Here is a 16,394-nt window from a genome sequence, read left to right as displayed (position 1 = left end):
TATGTGCCAAGTCACCGCGGCCCGCCGGGCGCCCGTCTCCGGCCAGGGCCATTGCTCGTGACGGATCTGCGCCTCGACATCCAGCCCTACACCCTGGCGCTGCGCCGGCCCTGGCGCACCGCCCGCGGCGTGCTGAGCGCCCGGTGCGGCTGGCTCGTGCGTGCGGCGAGCGATGGCGCCGTCGGTTGCGGGGACTGTGCACCGCTCCCGGTAGCGGGCACCGAGACCGCCGCACGTGCGGTGCAGCGGCTTCGGCACTGGTGCGCGCGCGCCGGCGAGGGCAGCGCTGGCTTGCTGGCGGCGCTGGAGGCCGAACTCGCCTTAGGCGCCGCCTTCGCCCCCGCCGCGGATTGCGCCCTGGAGACGGCGCTGTTGGACCTGAGGGCACGCCGCGAAGGGGTGCCGCTGCGTCGGCTCCTGGGCCCCGCGGCACTGGACCGCCCGGCGGTCAATGCCATGCTCGGCGCCGCCGCGACACTGGAGCACGCCACCCTTCAGGCGGCCCTCGCGGCGGGCTTTCGGGTGCTGAAGCTCAAGGTCGGCACCGCCCCGCCGGCGCAGGAGCTGCAGCGGCTCCAAGCCGTCGCCGCCCGGCTGCCGGCGGGCACGACCTTACGGCTCGATGCCAACGGCGCTTGGGATGCGGCCACCGCCGCCCGCGTCATCGAGCAGCTCGCCGGGCTGCCCATCGACTGTCTGGAGGAGCCATTGGCGATCGCGGACGACGATGCCCTCAGGTGCTTGCAGCGCGCGGCGCCCTTCAGTCTGGCGCTGGATGAGTCTCTGATCGGGCGCATGGACTCGCATCTGAGCCGTTTGCCCGTGCGGCGGCTGGTCTTGAAGCCGGCGGCCGTCGGCGGTCTGCGCCGCACCTGCCGCTTCGCCGAGCGCGCCGCGGCCGCCGGCCGTGAGGTGGTGGTCACCAGCCTGGTGGAATCCGCCGCCGGACTCTGGGCGACCGCGCAGCTCGCGGCGGCCATCGGCGGCGAGCTGGCCCATGGTCTGGGGACCGCCGATTGGCTGGCGGCGGACCTCGGCCCGCCGCCGCCCATCGTCCGCGGCCGAGCCCATTTGTCCGACGCCGCCGGCAGCGGCTTCGTGCCCTTCGCCGACCAGCAACCGGGGCCGGGCGCATGAGCGAGGCGGTGCGCACCGACCTGTTGCCCGGCTATGCCTGCCGGCGGTTTGGCGATCCGGCGCGGTTGCCCACCACGCTGCTCCTGCATGGTTTTACCGGCACGGGCGCCGACTGGGGGCTCTGGCCCGATACGGCGGCGGCGGCGCTGGCGCCGGATTTACCCGGGCACGGCGGCAGCCCCGACCCGAGCGGCGACTTCCCGGCCGAAATCCAGCGCCTGCTGGCCGCGCTGCCCGCGAGCGTCGATCGCCTGGTGGGCTATTCCCTGGGCGGGCGCCTTGCGCTCTGCCTGCTGGCGGCGGCCCCGGCACGCTTCACCGCGGCCAGCATCGTCTCCGCGCATCCCGGGCTCTTCAATGCCGCCCAGCGCCACGGCCGCCGGGCACTGGACCGGCGCTGGATCGAGCGCTTGCACGCGGGCGGCATCGACGCCTTCGTGGCGGCCTGGGAAAGCCAGGCGCTGTTCGCGACCCAGGCCGGGCTGTCCGCGGCTGTGCTGGCGACGCAACGCCGCCGCCGGCTCGCGCAGCGCGCCGAGGGCCTCGCCGCCAGCCTCGCCTGCTTCGGCCTCGCCGAGATGCCCGACACCTGGGATGCCCTGGCCCGCTGGCCGGGACGGCTCATTTGGCTCGCCGGGGCCGGCGACGACAAATTCGTCGCCATCGCCAGGCGCGTCGGCCGCCAGCGCCCGGCGACCGACGTGCGCCTGGTGCCGAACGCCGGCCACAATCTGCTGTTGGAGGCGCCGGAGGCGGTGCTCGCCGCCATCCCCGGCGCTTGAGCACCGCCGCCTGCGGCGTGCTGCCCGCCCTTTGCCCGGGCGCGCGACAGCGCTAAAGTCGCGGCCATGAGCAACGCCAGCTTCGAGCACCCATTCCGCGTCGCCCTGCACGACACCGACGCCGCCGGCGTGCTCTTTTTCGCCCACCTCTTCCGCCACGCCCATGACGCCTACGAGGCCTGGATGGCCCAGCTCGGCTTTCCGCTGCACGCCATGCTCCGCGACGGCGTCCTGCGGCTGCCGCTGGTGCACGCCGAGGCGGACTACCGCCGCCCGCTGCGCCACGGTGCCGTTGTCACCGTGCAGCTCACGCCCACAGCCGTCGGCGCCGGCAGCTTCACCGTCGACTACCGCTTCCACACCGCCGACGGTGACCTCGCGGCCACCGCCCGCACCGTCCATGCGGCCGTCGATGGCAGCAGCCGCGGCGGCCTCCCCCCCGCACTCCGGGAAGCCCTGCGAGCGCAGCTGCCAGCATGATCAGCGAGCTACTTCGTCAGCGACGTGCGCCCAACAACCAATAACCAACAACCAATAACCCCTAACACCCACCCCCCCGATCAGGCGCAGTCGGACGAGGCGCAAGCCGGTAGACGATGGTACCCAGCACCGCCCAGCCAATGAGGATCAAGTACTCCTGCGGCCAGGCCAGCGACAGGCCCGTGCCGGGCAGCACGATGGCGACGATGATGGCCAGCGCTGCGATGCCGCCGACGGCGGGCAGCCAGCCCGGGCGCACGCGGTAGGGCGCTGGCGCATCGGGCTGCAGCCGGCGGATGCGGTAGAGACTCGCCACGGCGATGACCCAGGCGAGGCCGATGTAGACGCCGCCGGTGTCCAGAAACCAGAGCAGGGCGCCCTTGCCGAGCCAGCCGAGACCGAGTGTCAGCGCCAGTGTGAACAGCAGCGCGTTCATGGGTCGCCCCGCCGGGTCGAGCCGGGCCAGCGCCGGCGGGAAGAGACCGATGCGGGCCAACCCCAGCAGCACCCGTGAGGCCGCCGAGAACAGGGCGAGGAAGCTGGTGAGCAGCCCGAGCACCGAGATGCCGTAGGCGCCCCAGCCGAGTGCCGGGAAGCCCGCATGGCGGAAGGCGTCGATGACGCCCTCATCCAGGGTCGCCGTGGTCTGCCAGGGAATCAGCCAGGCCGTTGCCAGCAGCACGATGCAGTAGAACGCGGTGGCGGTGAGCACCGTCGCGAGCACCGCCACGGCGATGCGCCGCGGCGGCAGGGCCGCGTCCTCCGCCAGCACGGAGACCAGGCTGAAGCCCGTGAGGAAGGTCATGGCCGGCAGCACGAAGCGCAGCGTGCTCGCCACCGGCGCCGCATCGGGTGCGAAGGCGGGCCAGAAATGCTCGATGCTGCCGGTGCCGAAGCCGGTCACCGCCAGCGCCAGGCCGATGAGCAGCATGGCACCGAAGAGCGCCAGCTGCACCCGTCCGGCGAGCCCCATGCCCCTGGCCGTGAACATCAATACGGCCAACGCCAACCCCACCCCCACCAGCAGCACCGGCAGGTGCACCGTGGTGTCGGCGATGCGGTAGAGCGGCCAGGACTCGAGCCCCGGCAGCACCACCGCCAGCAGCATGCCCGACGCCGTCACATAGAAGGCCAGCGAGCTGACATAGGCCCCCACCAGCAGCCAGCCGGCGACGAAGGCGAGCCGTCGGCCGAAGGCGGCATGGGCGAAGACCACCTCGCCGCCGGCGCGCGGGAAGCGTGCCGCCAGTTCCGCATAGGCCAGCGCCACACAGGCCGCGAGCAGTCCGGCCAGGGCGAGCCCGAAGATCTCGCCGCCGGCGCCGCGGGCGGCGAAGAAGTCGCTCGCGGTGTAGACCCAGCTGGTGCCGAGGATGCCGGCGGCGCCGAGGGCCACCAGCATCGGCAGGCTCAGGGTCTTGCGCAGATCGCGCGGGCTCGGTGGCACGCTTGGCATGTGTCACTCCGATCGCGGGTCGTGGCTCAATCGGCCCCGGGCGCCCCGGCATCGGCGGTGTCCGGCCCGGCGACGAGCCGTCGTAAGGCCGCCCGATCCGGCTTGCCCGAGGCGAGCAGGGGCAGCGCGCGGAGTTGGCGGAACAGGCGCGGGCGCTCGCGTTTGGGCAGTTCCCTGCGGCACCAGGTCTCCAGGGCCGATGGTATCGCCGGCCCGCGCCAGCAGGCCGCCAGTGTCGCCCCCCAGTGGGGATGACCCACCGCCACCACGGCCACCTCCGCCACTCCCGGCGCCGCCGCGAGCCGGGCCTCCACGGCGCCGGGCGATACCTGCTCACCGCCGATGACCACCAGATCATCGGCGCGCCCGAAGACGCGCAGCGTGCCGTCCGCTTCCAGCCGACACAGGTCGTCGGTGCTGAGCCAGCCATCGCTGAGGCCGAGGCCCGGCCCGCGGCGCTGGTCCGCATAGCCCGTCATGACCATGGGGCCGCGCAGGCGCAGCCGGGAGGGCGCCTCGCCGGGGCCCGCACACCGGGCTGCCACATCCGGGAGCAGGGGCCCGACGAGGGTGCCCGGGGCCGTGTCATCGCGCCAGCGCCCGATGGCGACCATGGAGCCGGTCTCGGACAGGCCGTAGCTCACATACAGGGGCCAGCCCGCCGCCACCGCCCGCCGCGCCAGCGCCGGGTGCAGCGCCTGGCCACCCGACAGCAGCACCCGCAGGTGCGGCGGCGGCGCCGGCATGACCGCCAGCAAACGGGCCAGCATGGCCGGTACCACAGACAAGTGGGTGACGGGGTGGTGGCGCAGCGCCGCCGCCACGGTCTCGGCGTCGAAGTCCGGGCGGACTGTGGCCGCAGCGCACGGTCGCCCCCGGGCGCGCGCGGCCTCCGGCGCCGGCAGTCTTAGCGTTGCCCCTGCCAGCGCGCAGCGCCAGCTGATGGCGAGGCCGCCGATATGATGCAGAGGCAGCACGCAGAGCCACTCATTGCGCGGCTGCAAATCCAGGGCCGCGTTTACACGCGCGGCGGACGCCATGAGCTGCGCCGCGCTCAGCATCACCACTTTCGGCGTACCGGCGCTGCCGCTGGTGCGGATCAGCAGGGTTGGGACGCCCGTGTCTTGCCGGTCCCCGGTGGGCGTGGCTCCTGTGTCCACCAGTCCATCCTGGACCCAGCGCCACTCCGCGCCGATGGCGGCGGCGAGTGCATCGACCGCCGCCGCCGGTAGCGCCGCCGGATAGGGCAGCAGCCCGGCACCGGTGCGCGCCAGCGCCTGGTGCAACAGCAGTAGGTGTCGCGGATCATCCACCGCGCGCAGCACCACCTGTGCGGCTCGCAGCCCCTGTGCCCTGAGGTCTCGTGTCAGATGCAGGATGGCTGTTTCGCAGGACGCCTGCGACCAGTGTATCTCGCCGACCGCCAGCGCAGACGCGGGCGGCAACCTCATGTCTCCCCGCGCCGGCGGCGCGGCGGTGACGGGTGGTGGTGTCGGCGTCGGTGCACCCATGGCGGAGACGATCTATGGCAACGTCGGCATGATGCCATGAGCGCTTGATCGCCGCAGTAGAGGACGGGCCTCTGCCCGGCGTGAGCCAGCGATGGCACAATCGCAGGTACTACGATTGGAGCAGCCGCATCCGCCGGAGCCCGCCTTTGTCTACCCCACCGACGACATCCGACCACCCGGCCGACAACGTCGAGCGCCTGAGCGTGCGCAACGCCACGCCCGCCGATGTGCCCGCCATCCGCGCCCTGTTCGAGCGTGCCTATGCCGGCGCCGGCATCGGCGGCTACACGGCGGCGATGATCCGCGGACAAATCAATAAGTTTCCCGAGGGACAGTTCGTCGCCGAGGCCGACGGCGAGCTGATCGGCTTCTGCTCCAGCTTCGTGATCTCGGGTCGCGTGGCGCTCGAGCCGCATGACTGGACCTGGATCACCGGCGGCGGCTATGCGAGCCGCCACGATCCCAACGGCGATTACCTCTACGGCATGGAGGTCTGCGTGGATCCGGACTACCGGGGCCTGCGCATCGGCCAACGGCTCTATGACGAGCGCAAGAAGCTGGCGCAGGCCTGGGCGCTCAAGGGCATCGTCTACGGCGGCCGACTGCCCACGCTGCGCACCGCGCTGACCCGCGACGGACATCGCTACGCCACGCCGGAGGCTTACGTCGAGGCCGTCGAGGCCGGTCGGGAGCACGACCCGGTGCTGACTTTTCAGCTACGCAACGATTTCAAGGTCATTGGCCTGATGCCCGGCTACTGGACCGAAGACAGCCAGTCCATGGGCTATGGTGTGCATCTGCTTTGGCGCAACCCGCAGGTCTCCGACGAGGCCGAAGAGGCGCGTCAGAAGGACTACGGCGGGCGCATCATGGACACGGTGCGGGTGGCCACCGTGCAATATCAGCAGCGGCGGGTGAAGTCCTTCGACGAATTCCTCAGCATGGTGCGCTACTTCGTCGACGTCACCTCCGACTATCGGGCCGACTTCTGCGTCTTCCCGGAGCTGTTCTCGTTGCAGCTCTTGTCCATGGAGGATCAGGAATTGTCACCGGCCGAGGCCATCGACGCGCTGACGCGCTGGACCGATCCCATCAAGGAAGCGCTGCGGGACATGGCCGTGCGCTACAACATCAACATCATCGGCGGCTCGCACCCGACGAAAATGCCAAACGGCCGGGTGGAGAACATCTGCTACATCTGCCTGCGCGACGGCGAGGTGCACGAGCAGCCGAAGATCCATCCAACCCCCAACGAGGTGTACTGGTGGAACATCGAGGGCGGCCATGAGCTGGCGGCCATCAACACCGACTGCGGCCCCATCGGCGTGCTCATCTGCTACGACGCCGAGTTTCCGGAACTGGCCCGCCACCTGGCCGATCAGGGCGCCAACATCATCTTTGTGCCCTTCTGCACCGACGAGCGTCAGTCTTACCTGCGGGTGCGCTACTGCGGCCAGGCCCGCGCGGTGGAGAACCAGTGCTATGTCGTCATGTCCGGCAACTGCGGCAACCTGCCGAACGTCGCCAACATGGACATCCAATACGCCCAAAGCTGCATCCTCACGCCCTGCGACTTCCCCTTCGCCCGCGACGGCATCGCCGCCGACACCACCCCCAACGTGGAGACCGTCGCGTTCGCCGACTTAGGTCTCAAGGCCCTGCGTGAGGCCCGTTACGAGGGCACGGTGCAGAACCTGAAGGATCGGCGCCATGATCTGTACACCACCGTTTGGCGTGAGCGGTGAGCGGGGCACCGCCGAGGGGGCCTGCAGCCCCGTTCGCCGGGCCGGATGCCGCGTCCCGGTGTTCAGGGCAGCTCGCGACTGTCTGCGTGATCCGTGTCACCGATCGCCCGACGCTTCAGCAATGCTCGCGAGACCTTGCCCGAGGTGGTGCGCGGCAGTCCCGTCATGAAGTGGATTTGCTTGGGGATCTTGAACTTGGGCAGAAGCAGGCGACAATGGTGGACGACATCGCGTCGGGTCAGCGCCACTGAAGGTTGGGGGACGACCAGGGCGCGGATGGCTTGTCCAAACATCTCGTCATCGACGCCGATGACGGCGACCTCCTTGACGCCGTCGATGTTTGCGATCACCTCTTCGATTTCTTCCGGACAAATGCGGTGGGCACCCGACTTGATGATTTCGCTGGCCCGTCCGCGCAGGAACAGGAAGCCGTCTTCGTCCATGTAGCCGATGTCACCCGTTCGCAGCCAGCCGTCGCGGAGCACTCCGCGGCTGAGTGTCTCGTCCTTCCAGTAACCCAGCATGACATTCGGTCCGTGCGCCCAGACCTCTCCCAGCGCTCCGCTCGGCACGCGCTGACCCGCCGTGTTGCGCACCTCGATCCGAACGCCGGGAATGGGAATGCCGACGGAGCCTTGCTTCGCCTCCCATTGAGCGGGCGGTAGATAGGTCAACCGGGCGGTCGCCTCGGTTTGTCCGTACATGACGAAAAACTCCGCGTGCGGCGCCGCTCGGCGGATACGCTCGATCATCGCCGGTTTCATCGCGCCGCCGGCTTGGGAGAAATAGCGCAGGCTGCTCAAATCGCAGCGGTCGGGGTCGACCCGATCCAGGAGCAGGGCGTAGGCTGCGGGGACGCCGGAGAAGCCCGTGACGGCGTGGCGCGCAATGGCCTCGGCCCACAGGGCTGGGTAAGCAGGTGCGTTGACGAGCACCAGACTGGCGCCGGCGACGACGTGCGTGTGCAGCAGCGAACTGCCGAAGGCGTAGTGGAATGGCAGAATGCACAGCGTGCGATCGTCGTGTGCGAGCCGCAGGTAGTCATTGATCGCCAGGGCGTTGCTGACGAGGTTTCGGTGGCTGTGCATCACGCCCTTGGGCTTTGCGGTGGTCCCCGACGTGTACATCAGCACCGCCCAGTCGGTGGCGGCGGCCCGGATGGGCGTGTGTCCGGGCGCGGCATTCGAAACGAAGCACCCGCGGGCTGGATCCGGCGACGGCCCGAGCGGCGGCACTTCATCGATTGCCAGGAAGCGCAGGCGCGGATGTGATTGACGGCGAATACTCGCGAGCGCCGGATGGTCCGGGGGCGTGATCAGCCAGTGCGCCTGCGCATGTGTCAGGCGATGCAGCAGTTCCGGGGCCTTGGCGGCGCATGCCATGGGAACCACGACGGCGCCCGCCCAGAGCGCGCCGAAATAGGCCGTCGCATAATCCGGCGAGTTGTCCAGCAGCAACGCCACCCGGCTGCCCGGCTCGAGGCCTTCGCCGATGAGGAAATTCGCCAGCGCTTCAGCGCCTGAGCACAATTCGTGATAGCAGGTCACATGATGGTCCTGCAAGAATACGGGCGCCATGGGATCAGCCAAGGCCCGCGCCCGAAGTGCGTGAGCCAGCGTCGGTGGTGGATCGGACTCGGTGTGCAGCACTTGCGCTTTCCTCGACTGGGCCGACCCGCAGACCATCAGCGGAGCAGGCAGTAAGAGCCTGGAGCCTAGGCAATGACCGTGGCACTGACGATCGGGACGATGGCCGTGATTGGGATACGGAAATGCCCGATGGCTCACCGCGATGGCCTAAGGATGTCGCCCCGGCATGAGCCTTATCGCCGTAACCGACATGCGGTGTGTGCCGATCATGCGGTTGCCGGCGTCACGCAAGTGCGCCGGCGGTTGTGGCGCTGGCGCACTGGATCAACGTGGCACAGTCGGCCTGTGGCCTGCGCACGGCCGAAACGGCGAGACTTGCATTGTGCTGCACCCACGGGACCATCGCCGAGCGGGGCGAGCCGCGGGATTCACGGTACCATTGTGGCGCATGAGCCCCGCCACCCCGCCCTCGCCGAAACGCCGCCGTGGCCTGCCAAGTGCGCAGTCGGCCATCGGCGGTGGCGTGCTCGGCTGGCTGGCGGGCATTGGGCTGGCGGCGCGCACGCTGCTGGAGTGCCTGGCGCTGTACGGCAGCATCATCCTGGGCCGGGGGCGCCTGGACCTGCCCGCTTTCACCGCCGCGTTGCGCCAGGCCGGACTCTCCATCCTGCCGGCGGTCACGCTGGTGGCGGCGGCACTCGGGGTGATCCTCGGCCGGCAGGCGGTGAGTGTGCTGCAGAATCTGAACCTTCCCGGCGTGCTGCTGTACACCATGACCTACGCGGTGGTGCTGGAGCTGGTGCCGATCCTGGTGGGCGTGCTGGTGGCCGGACGCGCCGGCGTGGCGCTGGCGGTGCGCCATGCGACGCTGGTGGTGACGGGGCAGATGGACGGTCTGCTGGTGAGCGGCATCAACCCCATTCGCTATGTGACGGGTCCCGTGCTGCTGGCGATGCTCCTGATGTCCTTTGCTTTTCTGGTGTGGGGTAGTCTGGTGACGGTGGGCACGGCGTATCTATGGCTGTTCTTGTTCTCGGATGTGCCGCCATATCAGCTGCTGGACGCGGTGCGTAACACCCTCGGCGCCAACGAGCTGCGGGAGGCCATCGCCAAGCCGCTGGTGTTCGCGGCGGTGATTGCGCTCATCGCCACGGTCAACGGCACCATCGCCGGCCGCGATCCGGAGCTCATCGGCGCAGCAGCCACCCGCACCATGATCGCGGCGGTCACCAGTATCCTGCTCATCGACCTGTTGTTCGTGCTGTGGCCGGAGGCGTGATCCATGAGCCATGTGGCAGCGGCGCCGGCCTCCGAGCCAGCACCGATGACTGGGCCCACGACTGGGCCGACGGGGGAGCCGCCGGCGTTGGATATCAGCGACGTTTTCCAGCACGTGGCCGGGCATGCGGTGCTGAACGGCGTCTCGCTGACGGTGTGCCGGGGCGAAAGCGTGCTCCTCATCGGCCGCAATGGCGCCGGCAAGAGCCTGCTCATGCGCCTGGTGCTGGGGCTGGATCTGCCCTCGGCCGGGCGGGTGCGGCTGTTCGGCCAGGAGTTGTGTCAGTTGCGCGGCGCCAGGGCTTCAGCGTTGCGTCGGCGCGTGGGGGCCGTCCTGCAGCGCGGTTCCCTGCTCGACGGGCTGACGGTGCAAGAGAACCTGCTCCTGCCCTTGCTCCCCACACGCTTGTCAGGACCCGAGATGGCGCGGGCCGCGCGCCTGGCCATCACCCAGCTCCAGCTCGACGGCATGGAGAACCACCTGCCGCGGGCGCTTTCCGTCGGCCAGCGCCGACGCGTGGAGCTGGCGCGGGCGCTCGTCCACCAGCCGGACCTGCTCATCTGGGACGGGCTCACGGACGGTCTGGACCTGCCGGCCGTGCGGGAGATCTTCGAGCTGTTGCGCAACCAGAGGTCGCTGCGCGGCCTCACGGTCATCGGCACCGACAATCTGGCGCTGGAGGCGGTGGGCCCGCAGGACCGAGTGGTGGTGCTGGAGCGCGGGCATCTCTTGTTCGACGGCAGCCGCAGCGCGCTGGAGGCCGAGACGCCAGCGCGACTGGAGCTGCGTTATCTGCTGCACGGGCGGTGGTGATGGGTGCGGTTCGAGTCTCGAGACGCGAGGTGCGCAGTGCACAACATCATGCTGCGCGCGCACATCGATCCCCCCGTGCTCTCAGCGCCTAGCTCCTCGTCGCCATGTCCTTGGAACGCCTTTACCAACCCCCGGAGATCGGCGCCCCCGGCATTCGCCGCGGTCGTCGGCAGCGGCGGGATTTGGCGTTGGCGGGGCTGTTCGTGCTCACCATGGCGGCGGTGGTGGCGGGCGTGATGCTGCTGAACCTGCCGGCGCTCCTGGGCGGCTATCCCCTCAGGGCTTACTTTCCGGAAGCGGCCGGCCTGGATCGTGGCCTGGACGTGGTGCAGGAGGGCTTCACCATCGGTCACGTGGGTGCGGTGGAACCGGTGTTCGCGGGCGCTCCGGACCGCGCCCAATGCCCTGCCACCGATGCGCCCCGCTCGGCGGAACTGCCGTGCTTTCGCGCCACCCTGCGTATTCAGCGCGACTGGCCGGTGCCGGCTGGCAGCCGGGCGCAGTTGGCGCCGGCGGGCTTCCTCGGCGGCAATCAGATCCGTATTCAGCCCGGGCTCGCGGATCGGCGGCTGGCCGCCGACGCCGTCATCCCGACGCTGCCGCGGCAGCCTGACCTGCCGACCCAGGCGGCATTGGCACTCACCCGCCTGCAATCGGCCATCGACGAGACCATTCGCCCGGCGCTGGCGGACCTGCAGGCCCGCATTCAGGGCCTCATCGGCGCCCTCGGCGCCGGCGAGGACGGCGCGGCGGGGCCGGCTGGCGCCGCCGGCGAGGGCCTGGCGGAGGTCTTCAACAATCTACGCCAGCTCTCCGCCGACATCGAGCAGACGGTGGACCCCGAGCGCATCGGCGCCATTCTGGCATCCGTTGACACGATCAGTGCCAACCTCGCCACGGCCTCGTCGGGCCTCGAGGCCCGCAGCGCGAACGTCGGTGCCGCGGTGGCGCAATACACGGCGCTCGGCGCCGACCTGCGGCGCGTCGTCAACCAAGCACAGCCGGCCGTGACGGATTCCCTGGACGACGTGCAATACCTGCTGCAGGAACTCTCCGCGGCCCTCGCCCCGATTCTCGCCAATATCGAGACCGCCTCCCGCAATCTTTCGGCACTGACCGGCGACCTGCGCGAGGACCCCAAATCGCTCTTGTTCAAGCGCACGGAGCAGGAGCCCACCCCGTGGCTGCAACGCTGAAGCGGCGCTTGGCGCCCGTGCTCGTCGGATGTCTGGCGGGCATCCTGATGGTCGGTTGCGGTGGCGGCGAGCGCGTGCGTGACCTCTTCTTCAGCCTGCGCCCGGACGTGGCCGTGACGCCGAGTCCCCGGTCGATCCCGGGCACTCTGCGGGTGACGCCGATGTCGGCCCGCGGCTTCCTCGCCGGCAGCCGCATCGTCTATCGGACCGCCGCCGAGCCGCTGCAGGTGCAGCGTTACGCGCAACTGCTCTGGGAAGAGGTGCCGGCGCGCGCCCTCGCCGACGCGCTGACGGCGACGCTGCGTGCGGCGGGTGTCTTCGAGCACGTGATCACCGCCGGCGATCCGGCGCGGGCGGATTTCCTGCTGACCGGCGAGCTGGAACACTTCGAGCACAGGCCGACGGACGCAACACCGCATGTCCTCGGCCAGCTGAGCCTGACCCTGGTGCGGGGCCAGGGCAGGCAGGTGCTGGTGGCCAGGACCTACCGCGCTGAAGTACCGGTGGCGGTGGGGCCGCAGGGCCGCACCACACCGGGGGCGATCATCGCCGCGTTCAACCAGCTCGCCGGGCGCCTGATCGAACAGGTGGTGGCGGATGCTCAGGCCATGGGCGGGCGCTTGCCGTGATGGCGACAACGCCCAGGCCGATGGTGATCGGATGTCAAGGCCAAACAAGACCGTCGGGTCACAGAGACCGGGGTGGCGCATGAGCGAAACACGCCGCAATCAGTTGGCGGAGCCCGCGCCGGCGCCGCCGCGCGGCGATCCCTTCGCGGCACTGCTCCCGGCGGCGGCGTGGCGCATGCCGGTGCTCTGGAACCGGCTGCGGGTGCCCGGACCCCCTGCGAACTTTACCCTCAGTGGCGCAGAGCTGACCGCGGCGACGCCACTCGGGCGCTTCCACCGCCGCATCGTCACACTGCTGGACTGCGCCGCGGACGGCGGCGACCGACTCGCGCTGGTGGATAAGGCAATCCCCCATGCCCACTTCGACCTGATGCTGAGCGAGGCCTCCGAGCGGGACAAGCCGAGCCCCGGGGATGTGGCCCCGCTCACCGGCCGCGTCCTCTGGCGCACCGGGCTCGAGTTCGTGCGCTTCGTGTCGGATCCGCAGATCATGGCCGCCTATGGCCTGGCGGACGGCGCGTTGCAGCTGGCGCTCAACTGCGATCCCGATACCCGGGATCGGGAGAGTGTGCAGGCGGCTAAGCAGTTCCACCTGCACCTGTTGTACTGGAGCGCCGGCGAGCTGGCGCAGCTGGCGGGCGCCGCCGAGACGCCGCTGCACTACGATGCGTACACCCGCCGGCAGCTGCTGGATCCGTTTGGCTTCGTCGGCGCCCGGCTGGTGACGGCGCTGCTGCGGACGCTGGACCTTGGGCTGGTCGGCGCCGAGGTGCTCGCTTGCGATGAGGACGCCGTCGCAGCCGGCCACCGGCCGCCGGGCGCCCTGCTGCGGCTGCCGGGCTGGGCGGTGCTGGCCGAGCCCGCGTTCGAGCAGCTGATTCGTCGGCTGCACCGGCGGCTCACCGCCCTGGCGCGCCTGTTGCTTGCGGCCTTCACCGGACGGGGTGATGTGCCGGTCCCCTGGCAGCGGCACACCCTGCGCGACCGGGACGGCATCGCGACTGCGCTGGCGGCACTGGATCTGCCGGCGGAATCGGCCGCGGCGCTGGAGGCACTCGCGGCGGCCCTGCGGGACCTGCCGCCGACGGTGCTCGCGCGTCTGCGCTGCGGCTCACCGGCGTTGCGCAAGCATCTCATGACGCTGAACCCGCCGAGCTATGCACTGAATCTGTTCGCGCCCGGGCGTAATCGCCCGTCGGCGCCGACGGCGGCGGCGAGCGCGGTCTATCTGAGCGTACAGCCCAAGCTCTTCTCCGGCACCGGCGGCGCCGGATTGCTGGCCCTCGATGGGCTGCCGAGCGTGCGGGTGTGCCGCGGCGCCGGCCATTTCAGCGTGGCCCAGTGGCATCGCCGGGCGGCGTTGCAACGGGCCTTTGCGCTCCACAATGCCGAGCGCTTGCGGGGGCTCATCGGCGGCGGTTGTGGGCGGGTGCGGCGTTTTGTGGACTGCGAGCGCGGCTGGGTCTGAGACTCACGCCGACGCTTCGCTGACGCGCTGCCGCCGCCGACTGCGACTGACGGAGTACCCACGGCCAGGTCCTGCTGCCTTATGGATGTCGCTGCCTTCGCCCCCTTCTGGATCGTCTTTTCGCTGCTGTCGGCGTTCTTTCACGCCTCGCGACTCGCGGTCACCAAGCATTTGTCCTTCAGCTTTTCGGCGCGGGCGCTGACGCTGTACGTGAATTTGGCGAGCCTGGTGGTGACCGCGCCACTGATCATCTGGCATCACGACTTTCCCTTTCACCAACCGGTCTACACCGCGGTGGTGCTGCTCGGCGGCGTCGTCTCCGGGCTCGGCGGCTGGGCGCTCAATGCGGCCATTCACCGCAGCGATGTCTCCCTGGTGGGGCCGGTGATGACGCTGACCCCGGGCTTCGTCGTGGTGATCGAGTGGATGGTGATCGGCGATCTGCCGGGACAGCTCGGCTTTGTGGGCCTGGCGCTGCTCATCGCCGGCGGCTACGTCTTGAGCGTGGAAAAAGCGCAGGCCAGCCTGCTCTCGCCGCTGCACCGGCTGGTGACGGACCCCGGCAGCGCGCTCACCCTGGCGGCGGCCTTCTGTTTCGCGGCGGCGTCGACCCTGGGACGGGTCGGCATCCAGATGAGCGACCCCCTGTCCTTCGCGGTGGTGGTGGCGGTGGTGAATCCCATCGTGCTGTTTCTGATGTTCAGCTTGCAGGATCATCGCTTCTATCGCGAGGCATTTCCCCAGCACCTGCGCCGGGAGGTGCGGCCGCTGCTGCTGCTGGGACTGCTGTTCGCGCTGATGCGCATCGCCGATCAGATCGCCCTCAGCCTGACGCTGGCCTCCTACGCCATGGCCGTCAAGCGCACAGCGGGGCTGTTTTCGGTCGCGCTCGGCCACTGGTATTACGGCGAGGGCCATGTCACCGCCCGACTCGCCGGCAGTGCGCTGATGCTGCTGGGATTGTTCGTACTGACGCAGTCCTGAGCCCGCCGCCTCGATGCCGTTGTGCCAGCGCCCCCCGAAAGCGGCTGACCCCCGAAAGCCGCTGATCCGATGCTCGAGCTGATGAAGCCAGCGCGGACCAGCGCTGCGAGCGGCCGGTCATGACCGGTGTGCTGTCACGCGCCCAAGACCCCGCGCGGAGCCGCCCCTATGCGCTGCGCTGGCGCTGCTGCAGCCAGACGTCGAGCCCCTGGGCGTTCAGCTCCAGGTCCACGGCCAGCAGCTCGCGGATGCGTGCATCCTCCAGTGTGCAGCCGTGCCTGCGGGCGTCGGCGAGCAGGTGGCTGGTCAGGGCGGCCTTGATGCGGTCTTTGCGCTCGGGCGCGGGCTGGTCGGCCTGCTGCAGCGCGATGGCGGCGAGGTCCTGAATGCTGCGTCGCAGTTGGTGCACGTGCCTTGCCGGCTCGTCGAGGCGGCAGTAGTGGGTCAGGAAGGCGGCGTTGGGCGCCAGCGCCAGCATGCGCTCCAGGCTCCGCTGCCAGGCGTCCGGGTCGAAGGCGACCGGCGTGGTGGGTGCGAAGAGCCAGGGACCGGCGGCGGTGTCCAGCTCCCGATAGGAAATGCCGAAGGTATCGCCGGTGAACAGGCCGTTGGAGCCGGCGTCATGGATGCAGCCATGGTGGTTGGCATGGCCCGGCGTGTGGATGAAGGTCAGCCCGCGGCCGGCGAGGTCGAAGCGCTGGCCGTCCGCGGCGGCGACGACGCGGGATGCGGGGATGGGCGTCAGCTCGCCGAAGTCCCGGGCGAAGGCCGCCTCGCCGTAGACCGCCGTGGCGCCGGCGGTGAGCTTGGCCGGGTCGATCAGGTGCGGGGCGCCTTTGGGGTGCGCGAGGAGCATGGCGTTGGGGCAGGCGGCCATGAGAGCGCCGGCGCCGCCGGCATGATCGAGGTGCACATGGGTGGGGATGACGTAGTCCACGTGCTGCGGTGTCAGGCCCAGCGCCTGCACCACCGCCAGCAGGTCGGGTACCGTGTGGGCGGTGCCGGTGTTGACGAAGGCGAGCCGATCCCGCTGGCGGATGAGGTAACAGGCGGCGAGGCCGTCGCGGTAGAGGCCGGTTTCGATGCAAAGGACGCCGTCGGCGACGGCTTGGTAGCGGGGGGTAGGCATGGGCGGTGGATCGAGGCGCTGCGGATGGAGTCGGGGACACGCTGTTGTGGCACTTGCGGTTACCGGACAAGGAACGTGTTGCGGTCGCTGCCGACCGCCGAGGATGTGACCCTAGGAGCCTGTCCGACTTATCGGGCCGCAGGCCGGGTACAATAGGTCCGGGTTCACGCAGACGCGAGTGTGCAGCATGGCGGTC

The 16,394-nt window shown here is 70.2% G+C and carries 14 protein-coding genes; 10 read left to right on the top strand and 4 right to left on the bottom strand.

Annotated elements, in window-relative coordinates:
- Positions 1-57: 57 nt before the first annotated feature.
- From menC to QZ588_RS10075, 3 genes are all read left to right on the top strand, one after another.
- The gene (gene menC, locus QZ588_RS10085; RefSeq protein WP_295542306.1) at positions 58-1,137 is read left to right on the top strand and encodes an o-succinylbenzoate synthase; all 1,080 of its coding nucleotides are present in this window, start codon (positions 58-60) and stop codon (positions 1,135-1,137) included.
- Entirely contained in the window at positions 1,134-1,919 is a 786-nt protein-coding gene (locus QZ588_RS10080) for an alpha/beta fold hydrolase (protein ID WP_295542304.1), read from the top strand. Before menC ends, QZ588_RS10080 begins: the two co-directional genes overlap by 4 nt.
- 66 nt (positions 1,920-1,985) lie before the next feature.
- Positions 1,986-2,399 (top strand): thioesterase family protein, encoded by a 414-nt coding sequence (locus tag QZ588_RS10075; RefSeq protein ID WP_295542303.1) that lies wholly within the window; start codon positions 1,986-1,988, stop codon positions 2,397-2,399.
- Between the two features lie 61 nt (positions 2,400-2,460).
- Here the strand turns inward: QZ588_RS10075 and QZ588_RS10070 are convergent, their stop codons facing one another.
- Positions 2,461-3,855, bottom strand: coding sequence for an APC family permease (locus tag QZ588_RS10070; protein WP_295542302.1), 1,395 nt, complete (start codon positions 3,853-3,855; stop codon positions 2,461-2,463).
- Positions 3,856-3,881: 26 nt separating this feature from the next.
- Positions 3,882-5,306, bottom strand: coding sequence for an AMP-binding protein (locus QZ588_RS10065; protein ID WP_295542299.1), 1,425 nt, complete (start codon positions 5,304-5,306; stop codon positions 3,882-3,884).
- Between the two features lie 206 nt (positions 5,307-5,512).
- On the opposite strand from QZ588_RS10065, the gene QZ588_RS10060 reads away from it, so the two are divergent.
- A complete protein-coding gene (locus QZ588_RS10060) occupies positions 5,513-7,111 on the top strand; it encodes a bifunctional GNAT family N-acetyltransferase/carbon-nitrogen hydrolase family protein (protein ID WP_295542297.1) in 1,599 nt (532 codons plus the stop codon).
- A 62-nt stretch (positions 7,112-7,173) separates the two neighbouring features.
- Here QZ588_RS10060 and QZ588_RS10055 read toward each other — a convergent pair whose 3' ends face one another.
- Entirely contained in the window at positions 7,174-8,796 is a 1,623-nt protein-coding gene (locus QZ588_RS10055; protein WP_366929554.1) for a class I adenylate-forming enzyme family protein, read from the bottom strand.
- A 352-nt stretch (positions 8,797-9,148) separates the two neighbouring features.
- On the opposite strand from QZ588_RS10055, the gene QZ588_RS10050 reads away from it, so the two are divergent.
- The 6 genes from QZ588_RS10050 to QZ588_RS10025 all read left to right on the top strand — a co-directional run bounded on the left by QZ588_RS10050 (position 9,149) and on the right by QZ588_RS10025 (position 15,069).
- Positions 9,149-9,979, top strand: a complete 831-nt coding sequence (locus QZ588_RS10050) for an ABC transporter permease (protein ID WP_295542294.1) — start codon at positions 9,149-9,151, stop codon at positions 9,977-9,979.
- A gap of 45 nt (positions 9,980-10,024) precedes the next feature.
- Entirely contained in the window at positions 10,025-10,792 is a 768-nt protein-coding gene (locus QZ588_RS10045; RefSeq protein WP_295542292.1) for an ABC transporter ATP-binding protein, read from the top strand.
- Positions 10,793-10,896: 104 nt separating this feature from the next.
- The gene (locus tag QZ588_RS10040; RefSeq protein WP_295542291.1) at positions 10,897-11,988 is read left to right on the top strand and encodes an MlaD family protein; all 1,092 of its coding nucleotides are present in this window, start codon (positions 10,897-10,899) and stop codon (positions 11,986-11,988) included.
- Positions 11,973-12,617 carry an ABC-type transport auxiliary lipoprotein family protein gene (locus tag QZ588_RS10035; protein WP_295542288.1) on the top strand — a complete coding sequence of 215 codons (645 nt, stop codon included), beginning with the start codon at positions 11,973-11,975 and terminating at the stop codon, positions 12,615-12,617. The genes QZ588_RS10040 and QZ588_RS10035 overlap by 16 nt, the downstream gene beginning before the upstream one ends.
- 79 nt (positions 12,618-12,696) lie before the next feature.
- On the top strand, positions 12,697-14,085 hold the full coding sequence (locus QZ588_RS10030) for a hypothetical protein (protein ID WP_295542286.1): 1,389 nt from the start codon (positions 12,697-12,699) through the stop codon (positions 14,083-14,085).
- An 81-nt stretch (positions 14,086-14,166) separates the two neighbouring features.
- Entirely contained in the window at positions 14,167-15,069 is a 903-nt protein-coding gene (locus QZ588_RS10025) for an EamA family transporter (RefSeq protein ID WP_295542284.1), read from the top strand.
- 166 nt (positions 15,070-15,235) lie between these two features.
- Here the strand turns inward: QZ588_RS10025 and QZ588_RS10020 are convergent, their stop codons facing one another.
- A complete protein-coding gene (locus QZ588_RS10020; protein WP_295542282.1) occupies positions 15,236-16,198 on the bottom strand; it encodes an MBL fold metallo-hydrolase in 963 nt (320 codons plus the stop codon).
- Between the last annotated feature and the right edge of the window lie 196 nt (positions 16,199-16,394).

The organism is uncultured Thiohalocapsa sp. (assembly GCF_913062725.1).
Lineage (GTDB): Bacteria > Pseudomonadota > Gammaproteobacteria > Chromatiales > Chromatiaceae > Thiohalocapsa.
Note: the sequence above shows the minus strand (reverse complement) of the source record. Positions and strands in the feature narration are given on the sequence as shown.